Raw genomic sequence first — 22,260 nt, 5'->3', positions numbered from 1 at the left:
ACGACCTACTTCTGTGGAAGCTTCCGCGCGCACCGGACGCCCGTCGAAAGGGGTACGACCAGCGGGACCCCGGTACGCGGGTGCGGTAGGACCTCGACCTCGTGCTGGTAGACGGAGCTGGGCAGCGACGCTGTGAACACGCCGGCGGGGGTGCCCTGTGCGGCGCGACCCGCCCCTTGGGAGAGTATCGCCACACGACGGGCGTAGGCTGCCGCAAGCCCCAAATCGTGCTGGACCACGATAACCGCACCGCCGTGCCCCGTGGGCGGTTCTTCACCCGGGCAGCACGAAGGCCCTGGCACACAGCGTGTGTCAAGGCCTCTTCGTGTACCGCCGCCGGGCGGCGGACCCGTGGAACGGGCCGCGGGGGAGGAACCCTACTTCTTCGTCATCTCCTCGTACGTCCTCTTGCAGTCGGGGCACACGGGGAACTTCTTCGGGTCCCGGTTGGGCACCCACACCTTGCCGCACAGGGCGATCACGGGGTCGCCGGTCACGGCGCTCTGGGTGATCTTCTCCTTCTGCACGTAGTGGGCGAACCGCTCACGGTCCCCGTCGTCGTGGGAGATGTCCGGTTTGGTCTCGCTGTCCGGAAGGACCTTGTTGAGGATGTCCATCGCCATAGTGCCTCACACCTTTCGACGTCTGTGCTCCACGGTATAGGGTGTCGCAGCCCACTCCGGCGGGCTCAGTTCATGGTGGGATCGTCAGGATAGGTGGACAGCAGCGCCATGTCTCCGCCCTGGCGGCGCAGCACCCGCGGCCACAGGCCCTCGGGGGCGGTGGTGAAGACGTCGTCGGCGACCGCGTCGACCACGTACCAGGCTCCCTCGGCGATCTCCCCGGCGAGCTGGCCCTCGGTCCATCCCGCGTAGCCGGCGAAGACGCGGAACGCGCCGAGTGCTCCGCCCAGTACCTGGGGCGGGCCGTCGAGGTCGACCACGCCGATCCCGTCCAGGCCCAGGTGCGGGTCCAGGCCCTCCAGGGGCGACCAGCCGGGCGGCGGCTCGCCCGGTCCCACCACCCCCAGGGCGATGCCGGAGCCGACACCGACCGGCCCTCCGGAGAACATCACCGCCGGCTCACTCGCGTAGGCGCCCCAGTCGGTGACGACCTCGTCCACGGGCATGCCCAGGGGACGGTTGAGGATCACCCCGAGGGTGCCGTCGGGGGTGTCGTCCACGACGAACACCACCGAACGGCGGAAGGACTCCTCCTGGAGGAGTGGGGCGGCCACGAGGAGGCGCCCGATCATCGTCGGCTGGTCCATGCTCCACACTTACCCGCAACCGCCCTCGATCCGACGGTGTTCCCCGGGCCGTTGCGCAGACGAGTCCCGGGCGTCACTCGCCCTTGGCGGCCCGTCCGGCGACCTCGCGCACCGAGGTGGCCACGTGGTTGGACAGGTCGGAGTGGAACACGCTGGGGATGATGTAGTTCGGGCCCAGCTCGTCCTCGGTGACGACGTCGGCCAGGGCCTCGGCCGCGGCGACCATCATGTCCGAGGTGACGTCGCGGCTCTGGGCGTCCAGCAGGCCGCGGAAGACGCCGGGGAAGACCAGCACGTTGTTGATCTGGTTGGGGTAGTCGCTGCGGCCGGTGGCGACGACGGAGGCGTGCAGGTGCGCGACGTCCGGGTCGACCTCGGGGTCGGGGTTGGCGAGCGCGAAGATGATGGAGTCCTCGTTCATCTCGGCGATGTCCTCGCCGCTGAGCACGTTGGGGGCCGAGACGCCGATGAACACGTCCGCTCCGGCCACGGCGCCGCGCAGGTCGCCGTCGTAGCCGGCCGGGTTGGTGTTCTCCGCGATCCACCGCAGGGTGGGGTCCAGGTCCTCACGGCCGGTGTGCACGGCGCCGTGGACGTCGCTGACGATGACGTCGCGGGCCCCGGCGTGCATGAGCAGCTTGAGGATCGCGGTGCCGGCCGCTCCCGCGCCGGACATCGCGATGCGGACCTCGCCGAGCTTCTTGCCCACCACGCGCAGCGCGTTGCGCAGGGCGGCGAGCACGACGATGGCGGTGCCGTGCTGGTCGTCGTGGAAGACCGGGATGTCGAGCAGCTCGCGCAGGCGGGCCTCGACCTCGAAGCAGCGGGGCGCGGAGATGTCCTCCAGGTTGATGCCGCCGAAGCCGGGGGCGATCAACTGGACGGTGCGCACGATCTCGTCCACGTCCTGGGTGTCCAGGGCGATGGGCCAGGCGTCGATGTCGGCGAAGCGTTTGAACAGGGCCGCCTTGCCCTCCATGACGGGCATGGCGGCCTCGGGGCCGATGTTGCCCAGGCCCAGGACCGCGGAGCCGTCGGTGACCACGGCGACGCTGTTGCGCTTGATGGTCAGGCGGCGGGCGTCGTCCTTGTTGGCGGCGATGGCCTGGGACACGCGGGCCACACCCGGGGTGTAGGCCATGGAGAGCTCGTCGCGGTTGCGCAGCGGCACCTTGGACTTCATCTCGATCTTGCCGCCCAGGTGCATGAGGAAGGTGCGGTCGCTGACCTTGTGCACGACCACGCCCTCGACGGCGCCCAGGGCGTCGACGATGGCCTGCGCGTGCTCGGTGTCGCGGGCGGCGCAGGTGACGTCGATGCGGATGCGCTCGTGGCCGGCGGCGGCCACGTCCAGAGCGGTGACCATGCCGCCCACCTGCTCCACCGCGTTGGTGAGGCTGCCGACCGCACTGCCCCCAGCGTCCAGTTCGAGGCGGACGGTGATGGAGTAGGAAACGCTGGGAAGGGTGGCCACGTGTTGCTCCTTGGCTCTGGCTGGGTGTTGTGCGTCCGTGGGCGCGTGCGGTTCCACCGGTGGGGCGGTCGCCGGGCACGGCTTCGTCGGGCGCGCGAGCGTCGGGGTTTCGCGTGTCCGGTGCGCGAGGTACTCCGGCCACCGGCACGCGGGACCCGGTTCCGGGTGGGGGCCGACCCGGACCCGTCGTCGAGTCGCCTCACCTTACCCGAGTCAAGCGCCCACCGTCAGCACAAGGTGACAATTGCCGCTTCGGTAAAAAATCGCACAATTTATGTCGTACCCGGGGTGTCGCGGCGGGGGTCGCCCGGGTCGGCGGCCCGAGGGGCGCAGCGGTCGTGCGCGGCCCGCACGACGAGGTCCACACAGGCCTCCAACGACAGCGACAACGCGTCCAGGACCAGGTGGTAGTGACTCGGGTCGGCGGGATCGGTCCGGTAGAAGCGCCGTACGTAGGCGGCCCGGGCCCGGTCGTTGTCGTCGAGCAGGCGCAGGGTGGGCGCCTCCTCCCCTCCGTCGCGGCCGCCGCCCTCGGCCGGGTCGCCGGACTCCCACAGCGCCCGCGCCCGGCGCAGGCGCGCGTGGCGGTCGCCGTCCATGCGCACGTGCAGGGCGGTGGGGTGGTCCGCCAGGACGACGGCCCCGGCGCGGCCGAGGACGACACCGCCGCTGTGGGCGACCTCGCCGACGACCCTCTCGGTCTGCTCCACGAACTCGCCGTCGTGGAGGAGGCGGCCCTCGTCGTCGGTCGCACCGATGAAGGCGGTGTCCACACTGCCGAGGGTGACGGTGGGCAGTCGGGCCGCGCTGGCGAGCAGGCGTTCGAAGCCGCCGGACGCGCGGTCGTCGCGCTGGAGGACCTCGTCCAGGGAGCAGCCGACCCGGGCGGCCACCGCGCTGGGGATCGCGCGGTCTAGGAAGGCGACGCCGAGCCGCGCGGCGACGGCCGGCCCCACGACACCGCCTCCCGCGCCGTAGGTGGCCGAGACCGTGACCACTGGCGCTCCGTGCCTGCCGGGGACGTCGTCGGTCGCCATGGGACACCTGCCGGATCGCCGTGCGGGCCGTCGGCCCGTCTCCTGGCGGGATCGTACCCGCCTGGACCGCGGCTATCCCGCGGGCGGACGGGTGTCCGGGGGCCCTGGCCCGGAAGGGCCGCGGGGCGGCCCACCGGTTTCCCCGTGGGACGCCCCGTTCCCCTCCCGCCCCTCTCGTCCTCGGCTCAGAACAGCGCGGAGGTGAGCTTGCGGCGGGCGGCGCCGATCCTCGGGTCGCCCGGAGGCAGCAGCTCGAACAGCTCCAGCAGGTGGGCGCGCGCCCGGTTCCGGTCCTCGTCGCGGGTGTTCCTGACCGTGTCGATGAGGCGGTCGAAGGCGTCCTCGAACCTGCCCCCGTACATGTCGACGTCGGCGGCGGTGATCTGGGCGCCGACGTCCTCGGGCCTTTCGGCGGCGGCCTGTCGGACGGCGTCCGGGTCCACGTTCTGGAGGCGGCCGAACAGGCGGACCTGGGCGAGCTTGTTCTTGGACTCGGCGTCGCCGGGGTCGGCCTCCACGGCCTTGGCGTAGGCCGCCTCGGCCGCCGCGAAGTCGCCCTTGTTCAGGGCCTCCTCGGCCTCGACGTCCACGGGACGGGCCTGGGGCTCCTCAGGCTGGCCGGGCGCGACGTCCTCCGCGCCGGGCTCACCGGTGATGGTGCCGGGGTGGCCCTGGGGCAGCGCTCCCTGCTCCTTGAGCGCGGCGAAGGCCTCGACGAGCCAGCCGGTGAGCTGCTCCTCCGTGGCCGGGCCCGCCGGGCCGGGCAGGAGCTGGCCCTGGACGACCACGACGATCATCGGGGTCGTGGGCACCCGCAGGGCCTGGACCAGCTGTGGACTGGCCTCGCTGTCGACCTTGGCCAGGGTCCAGTTGCCGCCGGATCCCGCCGAGAGTTTGTCCAGGGTGCTCTCGATCTGCTTGGACTGCTCCGACCAGCCGGCGAGGACGGCCAGCACGACCGGGGAGGCCATGGACCGTTCCAGGACCTCGGCCTGGAAGTTGGACTCGTCGACGTTGACGGCGTAGGGATTGGATCGACCCGTCGACTCCGCCGCACGCTGTTTGGCCTCGCGTTCCATGGCCGCCTTGCGCGCGCCGAGGTCAACGGCACTGTTCGGTGAAAAGTCCGAAGGCTGCATGCCTCCATCCTGCCGTATACGCGGGCGGGAGCGAACCGTGTTCCACAGCCGTCCGCAGGGCAGGGGCCCGACCCCCGTTCGCGGGCCCCTGCCCTTCTCCCTCCCCGCCCCAGCCCCTCCTGGGGCCCCTCCCCGGGAAGGAGGATCCCACTCCGGCACACCCGGAGTCGTCCGTGTCCCACTCGGTGTGGCGGCCACCGGGCGCACGGGCACAGACGGGTGTGCTCCGTGATCGCCCGCGGCGTCCGGGCCCGTGTCCGGCCCCTGCCGACCGGACCCGCTCCACGGCCGCCCGCGCGCTCGGGGCGGCCACCGGCGGGTGTGAAGGGCCCGTGGAGGAAGCGGCGCGCTCCACCGGCGGATACCGTCCGGTGCCCCCGCGAGAGGTGCGCTCGGAGCACCACGAAGTATTGCGGAGCACCACAGCCCCACCCTTCACAACCACAGTCTGCAAGCCCCGCTTCGTGTCCCGCCAGCATCTGCGACGTATTCTCAAAGCCGTGGTACCGAACGCAATTCAGTCGCTAATCTCTGGGACATGGTGCAACCCCCGTTCCCCGCTCAGATCACGAAGTGGCGCGAGCTCCGAGGCCTCACACAGAGGCAGTTGGCGACCCGGCTCGGCACGTCCTCCTCGTCCCTTTGCAGGTGGGAGTCCGGCGAGAACACCCCGAAGCGGGACCATGTCGAGAAGCTGGACGAGCTTCTCCAGGCGTCCGGCCGACTGTTGAAGGTCTGGGAGACGCAGACCGTCGGCTCCTCGCTCCCGCCGTGGATGCGGGACCTCTGGCAGTTGAAGGAGGAGGCGGTCTACATCGAGTTCCTGTCCCCCGTCCTGGTTCCCGGGTTCCTCCAGTCCCCCGGTTACGCGCGGATCGTCTTCGAGCACGGACAGCCGCTCGCCCCTCCCGCCGAGATCGACCACCTCGTCTCCATGCGCTGTGCCCGCTACGAGCGCCTGCGCGAGCGCAACGACCCCGAGGTGGTCGCGGTGTTCCCCCACAGCGCGCTCACCTGCGTCTCCGACGACGTGCGGCGCGAACAGGCCGCGCACCTGGTCTCGCTGGCCGGGAGCGGGAGGATCCGCATCCACCTCGTGCCGGAGGGCGCGGCCCTGATCGGGATCACCTCGCCGCTGCTGCTGTGCCGACTCGTGGACGGGTCGAGGTTCGCGTCCAGCGACCATGTTTCCGGTAACGTCCTCTATGACGAAGGAACCGGATTCGACCGCCTGTCTGAGCTGGTGAAACGTGCTCTCGGCAGTGCGCTTCCCCCAGAGCAGTCAGTGCAGGTCCTCAAGGGGTTGAGTACGTGACCAGTGAGTGGCACAAGTCCAGCTACAGCAGCACGGGTGGACAGTGCGTCGAGGTACGCGAACACGAGGCCGGGACGGACGTCCGCGACTCCGTCCATCCCGATGCGGGATGCCTGTCCTTCCCCCCGGCCCAGTGGGTGTCCCTGACCACGCACGCGGACACCGTCTGAGCTGACAGGACGAGAGGGCCCCGCCGGCAGGCTTCCGGCGGGGCCCCTGGCGTGTCCGGCGGACACGTGTCTCACACCCGGGTCAGAACCTCGGCTCCTCGGTGTAGGTCCCGAACTCCTCCCCCATGGCCCCGCAGATCTCGCCGAGCGTGGCCTCGGCGCGGGCCGCGTCCATGATCAGCGGGATCAGGTTGCGGTCGCCCGAGCGCACCCCCTCCAGCAGGGCGGCCAGGGCGCGGTCCACGACGGCACCGTCGCGCCGGGCGCGGCGCTCGCCGAGCACCCGCTTCTGCTCGTGCTCGATCTCGTGGCTGATCTTGAGGACGTCCAGCTCGCCGGAGACGGTGTTGGTGTGGCAGTTGACGCCCACGATCTTCTTCTCGCCCTTCTCCAGCGCCTGCTGGTACTGGAAGGCGGACTCGGCGATCTCGGAGCTGAAGTAGCCGTTCTCGATCCCGGCGAGGATGCCGGAGGTCATGGGGCCGATCCCGTGCTCGGCCTCCTCTCCCCCGCCCATGCGCATGATCTGGGCGAAGATCCGCTCCGCGTCGGCCTCCAGCTCGTCGGTGAGCGACTCCAGGTACCAGGAGCCGCCGAGCGGGTCGGCGACGTTGACCACCCCGGTCTCCTCCATGAGGACCTGCTGGGTGCGCAGGGCGATCTCGGCGGACTGCTCGGTGGGCAGCGCCAGGGTCTCGTCCAGGGCGTTGGTGTGCAGCGAGTTCGTGCCGCCGAGGACGGCCGCGAGGGCCTCCACGGCGGTGCGCACCACGTTGTTGTAGGGCTGCTGGGCGGTCAGGGAGACCCCGGCCGTCTGGGTGTGGAACCGCAGCCACTGGGCCTTCTCGGTCTTGGCGCCGTAGACGTCCCTCAGCCAGCGCGCCCAGATGCGCCGCGCCGCGCGGAACTTGGCGATCTCCTCGAAGAAGTCGATGTGCGCGTCGAAGAAGAAGGACAGGCCCGGCGCGAACCTGTCGACGTCCAGTCCCCGGGACAGGCCCAGCTCGACGTAGCCGAAGCCGTCGGCGAGGGTGTAGGCGAGCTCCTGGGCGGCCGTGGCGCCGGCCTCGCGGATGTGGTAGCCGGACACCGACAGCGGCTTGTACGCGGGAATGTTCTCCGCGCAGTACTCCATCAGGTCGCCGATCAGCCGCAGCTGCGGCTCGGGCGGGTACAGCCACTCCTTCTGGGCGATGTACTCCTTGAAGATGTCGGTCTGGAGCGTGCCGTTGAGGGTGCGGATGTCCACCCCCTGGCGCTCGGCCGCCACCAGGTACATGCAGAAGGCCGGGACGGCCGGACCGCTGATGGTCATGGAGGTGGTGGTCTCGCCGAGCGGGATCCCGTCGAAGAGCAGGTCCATGTCGGCCACGGAGTCGATCGCCACGCCGCAGTGGCCCACCTCGCCCAGCGCGTGGGGCGAGTCGGAGTCGTGGCCCATGAGGGTGGGCATGTCGAAGGCGACCGAGAGCCCGCCCCCGCCCGAGGCCAGGATCATCTTGTAGCGCTCGTTGGTCTGCCTCGCGTTGCCGAACCCGGCGAACTGGCGGATGGTCCACGCACGCCCCCGGTAGCCGGTGGCGTACAGGCCGCGCGTGTAGGGGTACTCCCCCGGCCAGCCGATGCGCTCGAAACCGGGGACCTCGGCTCCGGGCCGGGGCCCGTAGACGGGTTCGAGGGTGCGTCCGGACAGGGTCGTGAAGTCGGCGTCGCGTGTGCGCGCGGAGTCGTAGCGGCGCTGCCAGCGCTCTCGCCCGGCCTCGATCTCCCCGGCCCCGCCGCCGTTGGTGGGGTCGTTCGTGGTGTTCGCCATACCAAGATAGTAGGACGTCCAAGTAATGATGTACAGCGAGGGCGCCCGTGGCGGCCCGGGGCGCGACGGGCGGGTCAGCGGCCCTCGGCGGCCCCCGAGACGGGTGCGGGGAAGTCCCCGAAGTCCACCCTGAGCCTGGTGAACATCTCGTGCATGCGCCACAGCTCCTCGTCGGAGTAGCAGGCCAGGCCGAAGTCCATGGACAGCAGCGCCTGGGTCGCCTCCTCGGTGACCCGGCGTCCGGAGTCGGTGATCTCGGCCAGCACGCCGCGACCGTCGCTGGGGTTGGGGAGGCGGCACACGAAGCCCTGCCCCTCCAACCGGTCGATGGTGTTGGTGACGCTGGTCGGGTGCACCATGAGGCGCTCACCGATCTTGCCCAGGGGGAGGGAGCCGGAGCCGCTGAAGGTGAGCAGCACGAGCGCCTCGTAACGGGCGAAGGTCAGGCCGAACGGCTTGAGGGCTCCGTCCAGCTCCCCTATCAGGATCTGCTGCGCGCGCATGACCGAGGTGACCGCGGCCATGGCGGGCGAGGCCCCCCACCTGCGCGTCCAGTTCTCGTGCGCGCGCTCGATCGGGTCGAACGGAAGATTCAACGGATTACCCACGCCGCCACTCTAGTCAGGGCACGGCACGGCATCCGCCGGAGCGCCGGGCGCATGAGCGCCACCCGGCATCGGGCGTGATAGCAGCCATCCGAGAAGAAGGCAAGACTTTTCCGTGGCCACAAAGGGACAGATGCCATTCCCGGAACCCGGTCCACCTCGCCAGCTCGAAAGATTCGGATCCGCCGCCGGGAAACCCCCGGAAAGTCACAGCACGGGCGTTGACGGCACCAGGAATTATTAGTTAAGTTTCCTAAAAATTTATCCCCCCACGTCAGAGGCACGGACACGACCATCCGCCCTCACTTGGCCCGTGGAACACCCTCACGGGAAGGCGTCGGCTCCGGCCACGGACCGCCGCCTTCCGCGGTCGCCCGACCACAGCCCGTCCCACCCGCTCACGACAGGGCGGCCGACACATCCCCCGCCCCGCTCACTCACCAGGAGATGCCCCGACGTGAGAGCACCGCGCTTCAGAACCCGCCTCGCGGCCGCAGCGGCCGCCGTGCTGCTCGCCCCACTGGCGCTGACCGCGACCCCGGCCGCAGCCGAGGAGACCGGAGCCCGTGAGGCCGCCGCCTCCGGCCTCACGGTCACCTACACGGAGTCGGCCCGGTGGAGCACCGGCTACACCGGTGAGATCACCGTCCACAACGTCTCGGACACCCCCGTCAGCGACTGGACCGTCGAGTTCGCGCTCCCCGACGGCAGCCGCGTCCACCACCTGTGGAACGCCACGCTCGCGGGCACCCCCGAGGGCTACACCGTCACCCCGCCGCACTGGGGGGCCGACGTCCCCGCCGGCGGCAGCTACTCCTTCGGCTTCAACGGCCTGCACTCCGGCGGCGCCACCGCACCGGTGGGCTGCCTGGTCAACGGCTCCTCCTGCGCCGGGGGCCCCTCCCACGACAGCCGCAGCGTCGCCTACTACACCCAGTGGAGCGCCAAGGAGCGCGACTACCACGTCCGGGACCTGGTGGACAGCGGCAGCGCCGGCAGGCTCACGCACATCCAGTACGCCTTCGGCAACGTCAGCGCCGACGGCGAATGCTTCATGAGCAACGAGCCCGGCCGGGGCGACGCCCTCGCCGACTACGGGCGCGTCGTGCCCGCCGAGGAGAGCGTGGACGGCGTCGCCGACGACCCCGACCAGGACCTGCGCGGCAACTTCAACCAGCTGCGCGAGCTCAAGGAGATGTATCCCGGCCTGAAGGTCAACATCTCCCTGGGCGGCTGGAACTGGTCCGAGCACTTCTCCGACGCGGCCCTGACCGAGGAGTCACGCGAGCGCATGGTCTCCTCCTGCATCGACCTGTACCTGCGCGGCGACCTGCCCGAGATCGACGGCGCGGGCGGCAAGGGCGCGGCCTACGGCGTCTTCGACGGCATCGACCTGGACTGGGAGTGGCCCGGATCCGGCGGCAACCCGCACAACACGGTCCGCCCCGAGGACAAGGAGAACTACACCGCCCTGGTGCAGGAGTTCCGCGACCAGCTGGACAAGCTCGGCAAGAAGACCGACCGCCACTACGAGCTGACCGCGTTCGTGCCCGCCGGCGGCTGGCGCCTGGACGCCGGGTACGAGCTGGACGAGCTCATGCCCGACTTCGACTTCGTCACGGTGCAGGGCTACGACTACCACGGCACGTGGGAGAGCACGACCAACCACCAGTCCAACCTGGTCGTCGACGCCCGCGACCCCCAGCCGGTGATCTCCGCCGAGCTCGTCGTCCAGGCCTACCTGGACCGGGGCGTGGACCCCGACAAGCTCGTCCTGGGCGTCCCCTTCTACGGACAGGGGTGGACGGGCGTGGAGCCCGGCCCCGACGGCGACGGCCTCTTCCAGACCGCGACGGGACCCGCACAGGGAACGTACGCGGCGGGCACCGAGGACTGGAAGGCCCTGGAGGAGAAGGTCGCCTCCGGCGAGTTCGAGCTCTTCCGCAACGACGAGGCCGGTACCGCCTGGATCTACGACGGCGAGACCCTCTGGAACTACGACGACCCGACCGCCATGACCCGGAAGACCGACTGGGCGCAGTCCCAGGGCCTCGGCGGCGTCATGGTCTGGTCCGTCGACGGCGACGACGCCGAGGGCAGCCTCATGGCGGCCATCGACGCGGCGCTGAGCGACTGAGTACCCCCGGTCCGGCGAACCCGGACCGGGCCCGAGCGGCGCCGGTGCTCTGATCCGGGGAGCACCGCCGCCGGGGTCGGCGCGGACCGATGTGCGACGGTCCGCGCCGACCACCCCGAATCCCCCGTCCCCCACCCCGGGAGCACGACCCATGCCCCTGCCACGCGTACGCCACCTCTCACGCGCGCCACCGGGAACCGGTACCGGTCAGCTCAGGACACCGGACTCCTCGGGCGCACACCCCGCAGCCGCTCCGCCGCCCCGCCGCGGCGGAGGGCGACCCCCACACCCGCTCACGCACCAGGAGCAAAAGTGAGAGCACGACTCAGAAACCGGATCGCGGCCCTGGCGGCCGCGGTCGTCGCCCTACCCATCGCCCTCTCCCCCGTCCCCGCCGCCGCCGACACCACCGGCGTCACCGTCACCTACGTGGAGACCAGCCGCTGGGAGACCGGCTACGGCGGACAGCTCACCATCGACAACGGCTCGGACGCACCGCTCTCGGACTGGACCATCGAGGTCCGGCTCCCCTCCGGCACGGCGATCACCAGCCTGTGGAACGCCACCCTCAGCCAGTCCGGCGGCACGTACACCATCGCCCCGCCCTCGTGGGGCGCCGACGTTCCCGCGGGCGGCAGCTACTCCGTCGGGTTCAACGGCACCTACGGCGACGGCGGCACCATCCCCGTGGACTGCGCGATCAACGGCAACCCCTGCTCCGGCTCCGATGAGCCGGGCGGGGAGGACACCGAGCCGCCCGCCGCGCCGAGCGGACTGACCGTCGCCGGCACCACCGCCACCACCGCCTCCCTGGAGTGGGCGGCCGCGAGCGACGACGTCGGGGTCGCGGGCTACGAGGTCCTCTCCGGCGGCGAGGTCGTCCGCGCCGTCAGCGGCACCACCGCCACGGTCACCGGCCTGACGCCGGAGACCGGGTACACGTTCACCGTGCGGGCCTACGACACCTCCAACAACCGCGGCCCGGAGAGCGCACCCGTCACCGCCACCACCGGCGCGGAGAACGGCGGCGAGGAGCCCACCGATCCGCCCGCGGAGCGCAGGGTCGCCTACTTCACCCAGTGGGGCATCTACGACCGCGGCTACCTCGTGAACGACCTGGTGACCTCCGGCACCGCCGAGAAGCTCACCCACATCAACTACGCCTTCGGCAACATCAACGCCAACGGCGAGTGCTTCATGGCCAACCAGCTCGGCCAGGGCGACGCCTGGGCCGACTACGGCCGCTCCTTCGGCGCCGCCGACAGCGTGGACGGGGTCGCCGACACCTGGAACCAGGACCTGCGCGGCAACTTCAACCAGCTGCGCGAGCTCAAGGAGATGTACCCCCACCTGAAGGTCAACATCTCCCTCGGCGGCTGGACCTGGTCCGAGCACTTCTCCGACGCGGCCCTGACCGCCGAGTCCCGCGAGCGCATGGTCTCCTCCTGCGTGGACCAGTTCCTGCGCGGCAACCTGCCCCTCTTCGACGGAGCCGGCGGCGCCGGGTCCGCCTACGGCGTCTTCGACGGCATCGACCTGGACTGGGAGTGGCCGGGATCGGCGGGCCACGAGCACAACACGGTCCGCCCCGAGGACAAGGAGAACTTCACCGCCCTCGTCTCGGAGTTCCGCGACCAGCTGGACGCCCTGGAGGGTGAGACCAGCCGCGAGTACGAGCTGACCGCCTTCCTGCCCGCCGACCCCGAGAAGATCGAGCTCGGCTTCGAGATGCCGTCGCTCATGAGCGACTTCGACTTCATCACCGTGCAGGGCTACGACTACCACGGCGGCTGGGAGAGCGTCGCCAACCACCAGTCCAACCTGGTCGAGCACCCCGCCGACCCCGGCCCCGACGTCTACTCCACCGAGACCACGGTCCAGGCCTACCTCGACCGCGGTGTCGACCCGGCCGACATGGTCCTGGGCGTGCCCTTCTACGGGCGCGGCTGGACCGGTGTGGAGCCCGGACCGAACGGTGACGGCCTCTTCCAGAGCGCCACCGGTCCCGCCCCCGGCAGCTACGAGGCCGGGATCGACGACTGGAAGGTCCTGAAGGAGCTGCAGGGCTACGAGCTCCACCGCGACGACGAGCTGGGCACCGCCTGGCTCTATGACGGCTCCACCTTCTGGACCTACGACGACGAGATCTCCATGGCCCAGAAGACCGACTGGGCGCAGTCCCAGAACCTGGGCGGCGTCATGATCTGGTCCGTCGACGGCGACGACGCCGACGGCAGCCTCATGACGGCCATCGACACGGCGCTGGACGACTGACGGTCCCCGGTCCGGCGAACCCGGACCGGGTACAAGCGGCGCCGGTGCCCCGATTCCTGGGGCACCGGCGCCGCCGCGTCCAGCGGGAGTCCGGGGGCCTCGCCCGATCCCGGGCTTCGCCGCCGCCTGCGCGTGGCCCAAGCCCGGACCTTCACCGGATGATCTTGCTCCTGGCGGCACTCCCGACCGCCGACGGTGCCACTGGGAGCAAGATCGGCGCCGTCGGGAGCCCGCATCACCGCACCGGGTCTAGTCCAGGTCGGCGCCCAGCTCCTTGACCAGCACGTCCGCGGCCGAGTAGGGGTCCCGCCGCCCTTGCGCGACCTCCCCGGCCAGCGTGTCCAGACCGGCGTCGTCGCCCACCTCGCCCATCCGCGCGCGCAACAGGTCCAGCACGATCGCCTGCACCTCGTGCCCGGCGCGGGCGCGGCGGCGCGCGGCCAGGTCGCCGCCGGCCTCCAGATGGGCGAAGTGCTCGTCCAACCGCTCCCACAGCTCGTCGACGCCCTCGTCCCTGGAGGCGACGGTCATGACGATCGGCGGCTTCCACTCCTCGTCGGTGCGGTCCTTCATGGCGATCATCTGGCGCAGCTCGCGCAGGGTGGACCTGGCTCCGTCCCGGTCGGCCTTGTTGACCGCGAAGACGTCGGCGACCTCCAGCACGCCCGCCTTGGCGGCCTGCACCGAGTCGCCCATGCCCGGGGCGCAGAGCACCACGGTCGTGTCGGCCTGCCCGGCGATCTCCACCTCGGCCTGGCCCACACCCACGGTCTCCACCAGGATCACGTCGAACCCGGCCGCGTCCAGCACCCGCAGCGCGTGCGGTGTGGCCCAGGACAGCCCGCCCAGGTGGCCCCGGTTGGCCATGGAGCGGATGAACACCCCCGGGTCGGTGGCGTGCTCCTGCATCCGCACGCGGTCGCCCAGCAGGGCGCCGCCGGTGAACGGAGACGAGGGGTCCACGGCCAGCACGGCCACGGTCAGCCCCTTCGCCCTGGCCGTGCGCACGACGGCGTTGGTGGTGGTGGACTTGCCCACCCCCGGGGACCCGGTGAAGCCCACCACCCGGGCACGGCCGGTGTACGGGGCCAGGCCCGCCATGATCTCGCGCAGTTGTTCGGACCCGTTCTCCACCAGGGTGATCGCGCGGGCCAGCGCCCGTCGGTCACCCTCGCGGACCCGTTCGACCAGTCGGGGGGCGTGCATGGGACTCCTCGGTGTCAGCGGAGCAGGACGGGGCGAGGGCTCGTGGCCCCCGCCCCGCGGCTGTCAGGTGCGTCGTGTGTCCCGGGGCTCTCCCGGGTACACGGTTTCTTCGGATCGGGCTTTCCCGCACGGACGCGCCACGCGGGCGGTCGGGGATCTCCCTGTGCCCGTGGCCCAGGCCGTGGGGAGGCGGCCGCCGTACGCCGGGAACCGGCTCCGGCGGCCACCGGGCGTGCGTGTTACTCGGCGGGCACGGTGAACAGCAGGGCGTCGCCCTGGCCGCCGCCACCGCACAGGGCCGCGGCACCGAGGCCGCCGCCGCGGCGGCGCAGCTCGTGGACCAGGTGCAGGGCGATCCGGGCACCGGAGGCGCCGATCGGGTGGCCGATCGCGATGGCGCCGCCGTCGACGTTGACGATGTCCTCCGAGACGCCCAGGTCCCTGGTCGACTGGATGCCCACCGACGCGAAGGCCTCGTTGATCTCGACCAGGTCCAGGTCCTCCACCGACCGCCCGGCCTTGGTCAGCGCGTGGTTGATGGCGTTGGAGGGCTGGGAGTGCAGCGAGTTGTCCGGACCCGCGACGTTGCCGTGCGCGCCGATCTCGGCGAGGACCGGGGCACCCAGCTCCTCGGCCTTGGCCCGGCTCATCACGACCACGGCGGCGGCGCCGTCGGAGATCTGGGAGGAGGAGCCGGCGGTGATCGTGCCCTCGCTGTCGAAGGCCGGGCGGAGCCTGGCCAGGCTCTCGACGGTGGTGTCGGGCCGGATGCCCTCGTCCGCGGCGAAGACGACCGGGTCGCCCTTGCGCTGCGGGATCTCCACGGGGACGATCTCGGCGTCGAAGCGCCCGGCGGAGGCGGCCGCGGCCGCGCGCTGGTGGGAGCGGGCCGCGAAGGCGTCCTGCTCCTCGCGCCCCAGGCCGAGCTTGCCGTTGTGGCGCTCGGTGGAGGCGCCCATGGAGTCGCCCTCGAAGGCGTCGGTCAGGCCGTCGTGCTCGGTCGCGTCCAGGACCTCGATCGACCCGTACTTGTAGCCCTTGCGGGACTTGGGCAGCAGGTGCGGCGCGTTGGTCATGGACTCCATGCCCCCGGCCACCACCACGTCGAACTCGCCCGCGCTGATGAGCTGGTCGGCCAGGGCGATGGCGTCCAGGCCCGACAGGCAGACCTTGTTGATCGTCACCGACGGCACGCTCATGGGGATACCCGCCTTGACGGCGGCCTGGCGGGACGGGATCTGCCCGGCACCGGCCTGGAGCACCTGTCCCATGACCACGTATCCGACCTGTTCGCCGCTGATACCGGCGCGCTCCAGCGCGGCCTTGATCGCGAAGCCGCCGAGATCGGCGGCGGAGAACCCGGCGAGGGAGCCGAGGAGTCTGCCGGTGGGGGTTCGAGCCCCACCGACGATGACGGAACCGGGCATCGTAACTGGCCTCCAAGTGATGGGTGACGCACCTGGTCTGCAACGATACCCACACCATCGGAAACGATCCCCGGGAGGTTCACCCCATGAGTGACACACCGCACTCGGCCAGTGAGTTCACCGCCCCATCCTCCCCGTCCGCCCCTCCCGTACCGTTCTCGGGGCTGACCCGGCTCGACCACGTGGGGATCGCCTGCCGCGATCTCGACGCCTCGATCGCGTTCTACCGTTCCACGTACGGGTTCGAGGTGACCCACGAGGAGGTGAACGAGGAGCAGGGCGTGCGCGAGGCCATGCTCCGGATCAACGGCACCGACGACGGCGGCGCCACGTATCTGCAACTACTGGAACCGGTCCGGGAGGACTCCCCGGTCGCGAAGTTCCTGGAGCGCAACGGCGAGGGCGTCCACCACATCGCCTTCGGGACCGCCGACGTGGCCGGCAGCGCGGCGGGTGTCGGAGAACACGGCGTGCGCGTCCTGAACGCCGAGCCCCGCGCCGGGACCGCCGGATCCAGGATCGTCTTCCTGCACCCCAAGGACTGCGGGGGCGTGCTCACCGAGCTGGTCCAGAGCGCTCACCAGTAGTGGGACCATCGCCGGGGCAGGTGGTGGCATCGCCATACGAAGACCACGAAAGCACGTCACGGGGGCGTTCCGGACACATCACAGGTTGAGTGTCATGTGCGCGGTCGGGCACAGAGGCCGCCGGAAGTTACCCGAAACCCTCTTCCCAGGGGTTCGGCGCTTGATAAAGTCGGCTAGCTGCCGGATTCACCGTTCCGGCTCTGGTCCATGTCTTGCAGTTCGGTAGTCGAGCCGGATCGGCCGTACCGCCGTGTCAGGTGACAGGGCGCACGCGGACGGCCTCGGAGGCGGTCAGGGGCGTACGAGGCCCGTCGCCCCGGCCCCGGATCCCCGGCTCGCCAGTTCCGAACCCACCTGTCCCCCGGGGGCAACGCAGCCGCCCTCCTCATCGCCCCCGGCCTTTTGCAAGTAGCCGTCTCGCACCCGTTCAGGATTCCGCCACATGCCGTCAAACAACATTGACACCCAGCTCAACAACATCTTCGACGAAGAGAACACACCGCACGAATTCGACGTGGTGCTGCGTGGCTATGACCGCACCCAGGTTGACGACTACGCGGCCAGCCTGCGCCAGGAGATGAAGAAGGCCACCAAGGAGGCCGAGAAGCTCAAGTCCGATCTGGCCGCCAAGACCCGCCAGCTCCAGGAGCGCGAGCGCCCCTCCTACTCCGGCCTGGGCTCGCGTATCGAGGAGCTGCTGCGCCTGGCCGAGGAGCAGGCCAACGAGCTGGTCCAGAGCGCGCAGATCGACGCCAACGACATCCGCTCCGCCGCCCAGATCGAGGCCGCGGAGATGCGCGCGGCCGCCGAGTCCGAGGCCACCGAGGTCCGCACCCTCGCCCAGCGCGAGGCCGACGAGGCCCGCCAGACCGCGGAGTCCGAGGCGGAGGAGATCACCACCACCGCCCGCCGCGAGGCCGACGAGCTGACCTCCACCACCGAGCGCGAGGTGCAGAAGAAGCGTTCGGCGGTCGACCACGAGATCGCCGAGAAGCGCGCCACCTTCGAGGGCGAGATCGCCAAGCTGCGCACCACCACCGAGCGTGAGTGCGCCCAGGCCCGCGCCGCCGCCAAGCGCGAGCGCGACGAGACCATCCAGGCCGCCAAGAGCCAGGCCGAGGAGCTGCGCAAGAACGCCGAGCGCGCCTTCGCCGAGTCCGAGGCCCGCCGCACCGAGGCCGAGGACCAGTTCGAGCTCCAGCTGGCCGACCGCCGCGCCGAGGCCGAGCGCCAGGACGCCGAGCGTCTCGCCGCCGCCCAGGCCGCCACGCAGAAGATGGTCAACGAGGCCGAGGAGCGTGCCTCCAGCGCCGAGCTGCGCGCCACCAAGGCGAGCCAGCAGGCCGAGCAGACCCGCCGCGACGCCGAGAACCACGCCAAGCAGCTTGTCGGCAACGCCAAGAAGAACGCCTCCCAGATCGAGGCCGAGGCCAAGTCCAAGTCCGAGCACCAGCTCAGCGACGCCAAGGCCGAGGCCAACCGGATCATGACGGCCGCCCGCAAGGAGGTCGACGAGCTCAACCGCCAGCGCGACAGCATCCAGTCGCACCTCCAGCAGCTGCGCCAGCTGCTCGGCGGTGGCGGCCCCGCTCCGGCGGCGCCCGCCGCCCCGGCGGCTCCGTCCCCGGCCGCGATCCAGCAGGAGCCCGCGCCGGCCGCCGAGGAGACCAAGCAGCCCGCGCACTCCGGCAAGGGCACCGACGACGAGGACTGGTGGCAGGAATAGCGTTTGGCCCCCTCGGGGGCTGACACGCACTCACACACGAGGGCCCGCCCTTCCCCTCACGGGGAGGGCGGGCCCTTCGCCGTACCGGTCCGGTGTTCGCCGCGGACCGGTGTGGCCCGGGTCGCCCCGAGCCACGGACCGTCGAGGCCCGGGGCGGTGCGGGCCCGGATCACCGGAGGGTCTGCGTGTCCCTCTCGTACGGGCCGTCCCACTCGATGGGCAGCGGGTAGGCCTCGGGGTTGACCCGCTTGACGATCTCGTCCAGCACCCGGCGCACGTAGGGCTCGCCCACCCACAGGTGCTTGGCGCCCTCCACCCCGATGACCTCGCACTGGGTGAGCGGGCGGAACCGCTCCCTGGCCTCGTCGGGGCGCAGGTAGTCGTCGTGCTCGGGCACCAGGGCGACCACGGGCTTACCCGTCTCGGCCCACGCCGCCATGTCGGACTCGTCGGCGCTGTGCAGCGGCGGCGACAGCAGCAGTGCGCCCCTAACCTGCGGATCGGCGCCCCACTTGAGGGCCAGCTCGGTACCGAAGGACCAGCCCACCAGCCAGGGTTCGGGCAGGCCCTCGAACTCGGTGAACTCGATGGCGGCGAGTACGTCGTGCTTCTCGGTCTCGCCCCCGCCGAACTCTCCCTGGCTGGTGCCGTGCCGCGAACTGGTGCCGCGGGTGTTGAAGCGCAGCACCGCGATGTCGGCCAGCGCGGGCAGGCGGAACGAGGCCTTGCGCAGGACGTGGCTGTCCATCATGCCCTCGGCGGTGGGCAGCGGGTGCAGGCACACCAGGGTGGCCTTGGGCTCGCGCCCCTCAGGCAGGGCCAGCTCGCCGACCAGCTCCAGGCCGTCGGCGGTGTGCAGGGTGATGGGTCGTCTCACGGCGGGCAGCACCGTGGTGGCTCGGATCTCCATGGCTCCTCGTGTCCGGGTTCGGTGGCCGTGGGCTCAGTGGCGAAGGCTCAGTAGCGGGGGGCTCGGGGAGCGCGGTGGGAGCGCCGGTCCCAGCAGGAGGAGTGCCAGTGGCGCCGGTCGCCGCCGTCGCCGTAGGGGCGCCAGGCCACGACGTGGGCCATCCCCAGGGGGATGTCCTGGGCGCAGCCGGGACAGCGGTAGACCTTGGTGGCCGAGGCACCCGGGATACGGCGCGTCACCCACTCCCCGTCAGGACCCGTCTCGCGGCGCTGTCCCCCCGTGATGCGCAGCACGAGGGAGTCCTCGTCGGCGGGGGCACGACCGGGGGCGTTACGGCCCCGGCCGGACTTGCGGCGGGGGGAGTTACGGCGCGGGCTCACCCGTACAGGGTAGAAGAAGCGGAGCAGTGGCCGCCGCCACACACACGTGGCGGCGGCCACTGACGGACACGGGGCCGGACGAGGGGGAGCGGAAGGCGCCGCTAGCCGTGGCAGGCGCAGCCGCCGCCGTGCCCCTCGCCCTCCTGGGTGTCGGGCAGCCGGTCCATCAGCAGCGGTGCGGGCACCGCGACGGTGGTCAGGCTGTACTCGCCCATCGCGACCAGGGTGGTGACCACGGACTCGGCGCCGCGCTCCTCCAGGAGTTCGGTCGGGCCCTTGGGGTAGCCGCAGCCGAACCTCATGGCGGTGTCGACGTCCTTGGCGGAGGCGTACCCGTCGCCGATCATGCGCATGGCGTCGTCGATCTGCGGGGCGATGAGCATCTCGCCCAGGTCCAGGGTCTCCTCCTCGCGGACCATCTCCGCGTAGCGGCCCGTGGGCCGGGGCTCGGGCGCCTCGTCGGTGCCCGCGTAGAAGCCCTGGCCGGACTTGCGGCCCAGGCGGCCCGCGGCGACCATGCGGCGCATCAGCGGTGAGGCGGCGTAGCGCGGGTCGCGGTACTCCTCCCACAGCACGTCCATGACGGCCAGGCAGACGTCCAGGCCGACCAGGTCGGCGAGGGTCAGCGGGCCCATGGGCAGACCGGCCGCCTTCTGGACGGCGGAGTCGATCTCCTCGCGGGTGGCGACCTTGCGCTCGTAGAGGCGGACCGCGTCGTTGATGTAGGGCACCAGCAGGGCGTTGGCCACGAACCCGGCGCGGTCACCAGCGGTCACGGGGGTCTTGCCGATGCGCTTGGCGACCTCCGAGACCAGGTCGACGGTCTCCTCACTGGTGGAGACCGTGGTGATGACCTCGACCAGCTTCATGACCGGGGCCGGGTTGAAGAAGTGCAGACCCACGACCTTGTCCGGGCGGCCGGTGAGTGCGGCGATCTCGGTGACCGACAGCGACGACGTGTTGGTGGCCAGGATCGTGCCGGGCGGGCAGATCCGGTCCAGGTCGCTGAAGACGTCCTTCTTGATGTCCATCCGCTCGGGGACGGCCTCCACGACGAAGTCCGCGTCGGCGAGGTCCTCGCGCGAGGTGGTGAACGTCAGCCGGGCGTCGATCCCGGCGCGTTCCTCTTCGGTGAGTTTGCCCTTGCTGACCGCCCGCGAGAGGGACTTGTCCACGTGGGCGCGGCCGCGGTCGACGGCGGCCTGGTCGATCTCGACCCCGATGACGTTGAACCCCGCGCGCGCGAACACCTCAGCGATACCCGCGCCCATCGCGCCGAGTCCGACGACACCGACCTTGTCAAATTCCTGCACCATACGCACAGAGTACGGGCCCCCGTGTCCCCAACCGTGCACGGGATGCCCTGGTCGTGCACTCGGTGCCGTCGGCGCACCGGCGGCGGGTCCGCCGCGCCGCTCCCCCGGCGCGGCGGACCCGTCGTTCCTCCCGGTCGGAACCCGTCCTCGCTCAGCAGTCCACGAGTTCGGGGGACTGGTTCAGCAACTGGGCCCTGGGGGAGGTGAACCTCTCGTGGGCGGCCTCCGCGCCGGGGGCGAACAGCGCCACGCGGTGGCAGTTCTGGAAGGCCAGGCGCAGACCGAAGTGCCGCTCCACCGCGGCGCGCATGGCGTCGCTGGCGAGCAGGCGCAGCAACTGGCCCCGCTCCGCCTCGCCGGGCGGGGGCACCTCGTTGGCCTCGAAGCCGGACTCGGCGCTCCGGGCGCCGTCGGCCAGACCGCTGACCACCTCCCAGGCGTAGGGCAGGGAGTCCTTGATGCAGGCGATGAAGTCGGCATCGTCGACCGGGCCGCGCTGTGCCTTCTCCAGCAGGTCCGGTGAGACCGTCAGCGACATGGATGTCCCTTCGTCGTTACAGGGCGGTTCGTCCGCGCCTGTTCCTCTGGCGACGTTAGAGGTCCGTCGGCACCCAGTCACGGGGCGTGAAGGACACAACTGCCTTCCCTCGGGGGTACATGGATATGGATACGGTTGTCATTGCCAATGGGGGTGTGCGGCGGTTACGCGACCGCGCCCCGCGCGCCGTCCGGAGGCGGTAACGTGACCTCTCGTGCGTCTCGTCATCGCTCGGTGCAGTGTCGACTACGTCGGCCGCCTCACCGCCCACCTGCCCATGGCTCCCCGCCTGATCCTGATCAAGGCCGACGGGAGCGTGTCCATCCACGCCGACGACCGGGCGTTCAAGCCGCTGAACTGGATGAACCCTCCATGCAGGCTCCGCGAGGAGACCGTCGAGGACGGCCCGGACGTGTGGACGGTCACGCACGGCAAGTCCGGTGAGAAGCTGGTGCTGAGCGTCGAGGAGGTCATGCACGACTCCTCGCACGAACTGGGCAAGGACCCCGGCCTACAGAAGGACGGCGTCGAGTCCCACCTCCAGGAACTCCTGGCCGAGCACATCACCACCCTCGGCGAGGGCTACACCCTCGTCCGCCGCGAGTACCCGACGGCGATCGGCCCGGTCGACATCCTGTGCCGGGACGGGGAGAACGCCACCGTGGCGGTGGAGCTCAAGCGGCGCGGGGACATCGACGGCGTCGAGCAGCTCACCCGCTACCTGGAGCTGCTCAACCGGGATCCGCACCTGGCGCCGGTGCGCGGCGTGTTCGCCGCCCAGGAGATCAAGCCGCAGGCCCGGGTCCTGGCCGAGGACCGCGGCATCGCCTGCGTGGTGCTGGACTACGACGAGCTGCGCGGTATCGAGCCGGACGTCCTGCGCCTGTTCTGACGGCCCCGTGTCCCGACGGTCCCCGTCCGCCCCTTCGGCGCCCT

20 protein-coding genes and 1 pseudogene are annotated in these 22,260 nt (G+C 71.1%); 7 read left to right on the top strand and 14 right to left on the bottom strand.

Annotated elements, in window-relative coordinates:
- Nucleotides 1–5: 5 nt before the first annotated feature.
- The 6 genes and pseudogenes from NOSIN_RS27565 to NOSIN_RS01835 form a co-directional block, all read right to left on the bottom strand.
- Nucleotides 6–254, bottom strand: a pseudogene (locus NOSIN_RS27565) (hemin ABC transporter ATP-binding protein); the annotation flags it as partial.
- 123 nt (nt 255–377) lie between these two features.
- Nucleotides 378–623: a DUF3039 domain-containing protein gene (locus tag NOSIN_RS01855; RefSeq protein ID WP_077689078.1), complete on the bottom strand. Its 246-nt coding sequence runs from the start codon at nt 621–623 to the stop codon at nt 378–380.
- A gap of 65 nt (nt 624–688) precedes the next feature.
- Complete coding sequence (locus NOSIN_RS01850) at nt 689–1,270, bottom strand: YqgE/AlgH family protein (protein WP_077689077.1); 582 nt, start codon at nt 1,268–1,270, stop codon at nt 689–691.
- A 73-nt stretch (nt 1,271–1,343) separates the two neighbouring features.
- Nucleotides 1,344–2,744, bottom strand: coding sequence for an NAD-dependent malic enzyme (locus tag NOSIN_RS01845; protein WP_077689076.1), 1,401 nt, complete (start codon nt 2,742–2,744; stop codon nt 1,344–1,346).
- A gap of 272 nt (nt 2,745–3,016) precedes the next feature.
- Nucleotides 3,017–3,781: a cytidylate kinase-like family protein gene (locus tag NOSIN_RS01840; RefSeq protein ID WP_077689075.1), complete on the bottom strand. Its 765-nt coding sequence runs from the start codon at nt 3,779–3,781 to the stop codon at nt 3,017–3,019.
- A gap of 185 nt (nt 3,782–3,966) precedes the next feature.
- Nucleotides 3,967–4,920, bottom strand: coding sequence for a tetratricopeptide repeat protein (locus NOSIN_RS01835; RefSeq protein WP_077689074.1), 954 nt, complete (start codon nt 4,918–4,920; stop codon nt 3,967–3,969).
- 538 nt (nt 4,921–5,458) lie between these two features.
- On the opposite strand from NOSIN_RS01835, the gene NOSIN_RS01830 reads away from it, so the two are divergent.
- Complete coding sequence (locus NOSIN_RS01830; RefSeq protein WP_077689073.1) at nt 5,459–6,235, top strand: helix-turn-helix domain-containing protein; 777 nt, start codon at nt 5,459–5,461, stop codon at nt 6,233–6,235.
- Entirely contained in the window at nt 6,232–6,405 is a 174-nt protein-coding gene (locus NOSIN_RS01825) for a DUF397 domain-containing protein (protein WP_077689072.1), read from the top strand. The genes NOSIN_RS01830 and NOSIN_RS01825 overlap by 4 nt, the downstream gene beginning before the upstream one ends.
- Before the next feature lie 82 nt (nt 6,406–6,487).
- Here NOSIN_RS01825 and NOSIN_RS01820 read toward each other — a convergent pair whose 3' ends face one another.
- Together NOSIN_RS01820 and NOSIN_RS01815 are read right to left on the bottom strand one after the other, a co-directional pair.
- Nucleotides 6,488–8,218: an acyl-CoA mutase large subunit family protein gene (locus NOSIN_RS01820; RefSeq protein ID WP_077689071.1), complete on the bottom strand. Its 1,731-nt coding sequence runs from the start codon at nt 8,216–8,218 to the stop codon at nt 6,488–6,490.
- A 74-nt stretch (nt 8,219–8,292) separates the two neighbouring features.
- Nucleotides 8,293–8,814: a MarR family transcriptional regulator gene (locus NOSIN_RS01815; RefSeq protein WP_077689070.1), complete on the bottom strand. Its 522-nt coding sequence runs from the start codon at nt 8,812–8,814 to the stop codon at nt 8,293–8,295.
- 466 nt (nt 8,815–9,280) lie between these two features.
- Here NOSIN_RS01815 and NOSIN_RS01810 point away from each other — a divergent pair, with 466 nt between their 5' ends.
- Together NOSIN_RS01810 and NOSIN_RS01805 are read left to right on the top strand one after the other, a co-directional pair.
- Nucleotides 9,281–10,960 carry a glycosyl hydrolase family 18 protein gene (locus NOSIN_RS01810; protein ID WP_077689069.1) on the top strand — a complete coding sequence of 560 codons (1,680 nt, stop codon included), beginning with the start codon at nt 9,281–9,283 and terminating at the stop codon, nt 10,958–10,960.
- A gap of 312 nt (nt 10,961–11,272) precedes the next feature.
- Nucleotides 11,273–13,234, top strand: a complete 1,962-nt coding sequence (locus NOSIN_RS01805) for a glycoside hydrolase family 18 chitinase (protein ID WP_077689068.1) — start codon at nt 11,273–11,275, stop codon at nt 13,232–13,234.
- Between the two features lie 249 nt (nt 13,235–13,483).
- Here NOSIN_RS01805 and meaB read toward each other — a convergent pair whose 3' ends face one another.
- Together meaB and NOSIN_RS01795 are read right to left on the bottom strand one after the other, a co-directional pair.
- Nucleotides 13,484–14,440 carry a methylmalonyl Co-A mutase-associated GTPase MeaB gene (meaB, locus tag NOSIN_RS01800; RefSeq protein ID WP_077689067.1) on the bottom strand — a complete coding sequence of 319 codons (957 nt, stop codon included), beginning with the start codon at nt 14,438–14,440 and terminating at the stop codon, nt 13,484–13,486.
- Between the two features lie 239 nt (nt 14,441–14,679).
- The gene (locus tag NOSIN_RS01795; RefSeq protein ID WP_077689066.1) at nt 14,680–15,867 is read right to left on the bottom strand and encodes an acetyl-CoA C-acetyltransferase; all 1,188 of its coding nucleotides are present in this window, start codon (nt 15,865–15,867) and stop codon (nt 14,680–14,682) included.
- 86 nt (nt 15,868–15,953) lie between these two features.
- Between NOSIN_RS01795 and mce the strand changes: the two genes are divergently transcribed.
- The gene (gene mce, locus NOSIN_RS01790; protein WP_077693343.1) at nt 15,954–16,454 is read left to right on the top strand and encodes a methylmalonyl-CoA epimerase; all 501 of its coding nucleotides are present in this window, start codon (nt 15,954–15,956) and stop codon (nt 16,452–16,454) included.
- Nucleotides 16,455–16,896: 442 nt separating this feature from the next.
- Entirely contained in the window at nt 16,897–18,180 is a 1,284-nt protein-coding gene (locus NOSIN_RS01785) for a DivIVA domain-containing protein (protein ID WP_077689065.1), read from the top strand.
- A 169-nt stretch (nt 18,181–18,349) separates the two neighbouring features.
- Here the strand turns inward: NOSIN_RS01785 and NOSIN_RS01780 are convergent, their stop codons facing one another.
- The 4 genes from NOSIN_RS01780 to NOSIN_RS01765 all read right to left on the bottom strand — a co-directional run bounded on the left by NOSIN_RS01780 (nt 18,350) and on the right by NOSIN_RS01765 (nt 21,324).
- Nucleotides 18,350–19,090: an alpha/beta hydrolase gene (locus NOSIN_RS01780; RefSeq protein WP_077689064.1), complete on the bottom strand. Its 741-nt coding sequence runs from the start codon at nt 19,088–19,090 to the stop codon at nt 18,350–18,352.
- A 47-nt stretch (nt 19,091–19,137) separates the two neighbouring features.
- A complete protein-coding gene (locus NOSIN_RS01775; RefSeq protein WP_179810594.1) occupies nt 19,138–19,470 on the bottom strand; it encodes an ATP/GTP-binding protein in 333 nt (110 codons plus the stop codon).
- A 101-nt stretch (nt 19,471–19,571) separates the two neighbouring features.
- Nucleotides 19,572–20,786: a 3-hydroxyacyl-CoA dehydrogenase gene (locus NOSIN_RS01770; protein WP_077689062.1), complete on the bottom strand. Its 1,215-nt coding sequence runs from the start codon at nt 20,784–20,786 to the stop codon at nt 19,572–19,574.
- A 151-nt stretch (nt 20,787–20,937) separates the two neighbouring features.
- On the bottom strand, nt 20,938–21,324 hold the full coding sequence (locus tag NOSIN_RS01765; protein WP_077689061.1) for an SCO5389 family protein: 387 nt from the start codon (nt 21,322–21,324) through the stop codon (nt 20,938–20,940).
- Nucleotides 21,325–21,538: 214 nt separating this feature from the next.
- Between NOSIN_RS01765 and nucS the strand changes: the two genes are divergently transcribed.
- Complete coding sequence (gene nucS, locus NOSIN_RS01760; protein ID WP_077689060.1) at nt 21,539–22,216, top strand: endonuclease NucS; 678 nt, start codon at nt 21,539–21,541, stop codon at nt 22,214–22,216.
- The last annotated feature ends 44 nt before the right edge of the window (nt 22,217–22,260 follow it).

This window comes from Nocardiopsis sinuspersici (assembly GCF_001998325.1).
Taxonomy (GTDB): domain Bacteria; phylum Actinomycetota; class Actinomycetes; order Streptosporangiales; family Streptosporangiaceae; genus Nocardiopsis; species Nocardiopsis sinuspersici.
The sequence above is the reverse complement of the archived record's forward strand: the minus strand, read 5'-3'. Positions and strand labels throughout refer to the sequence as shown.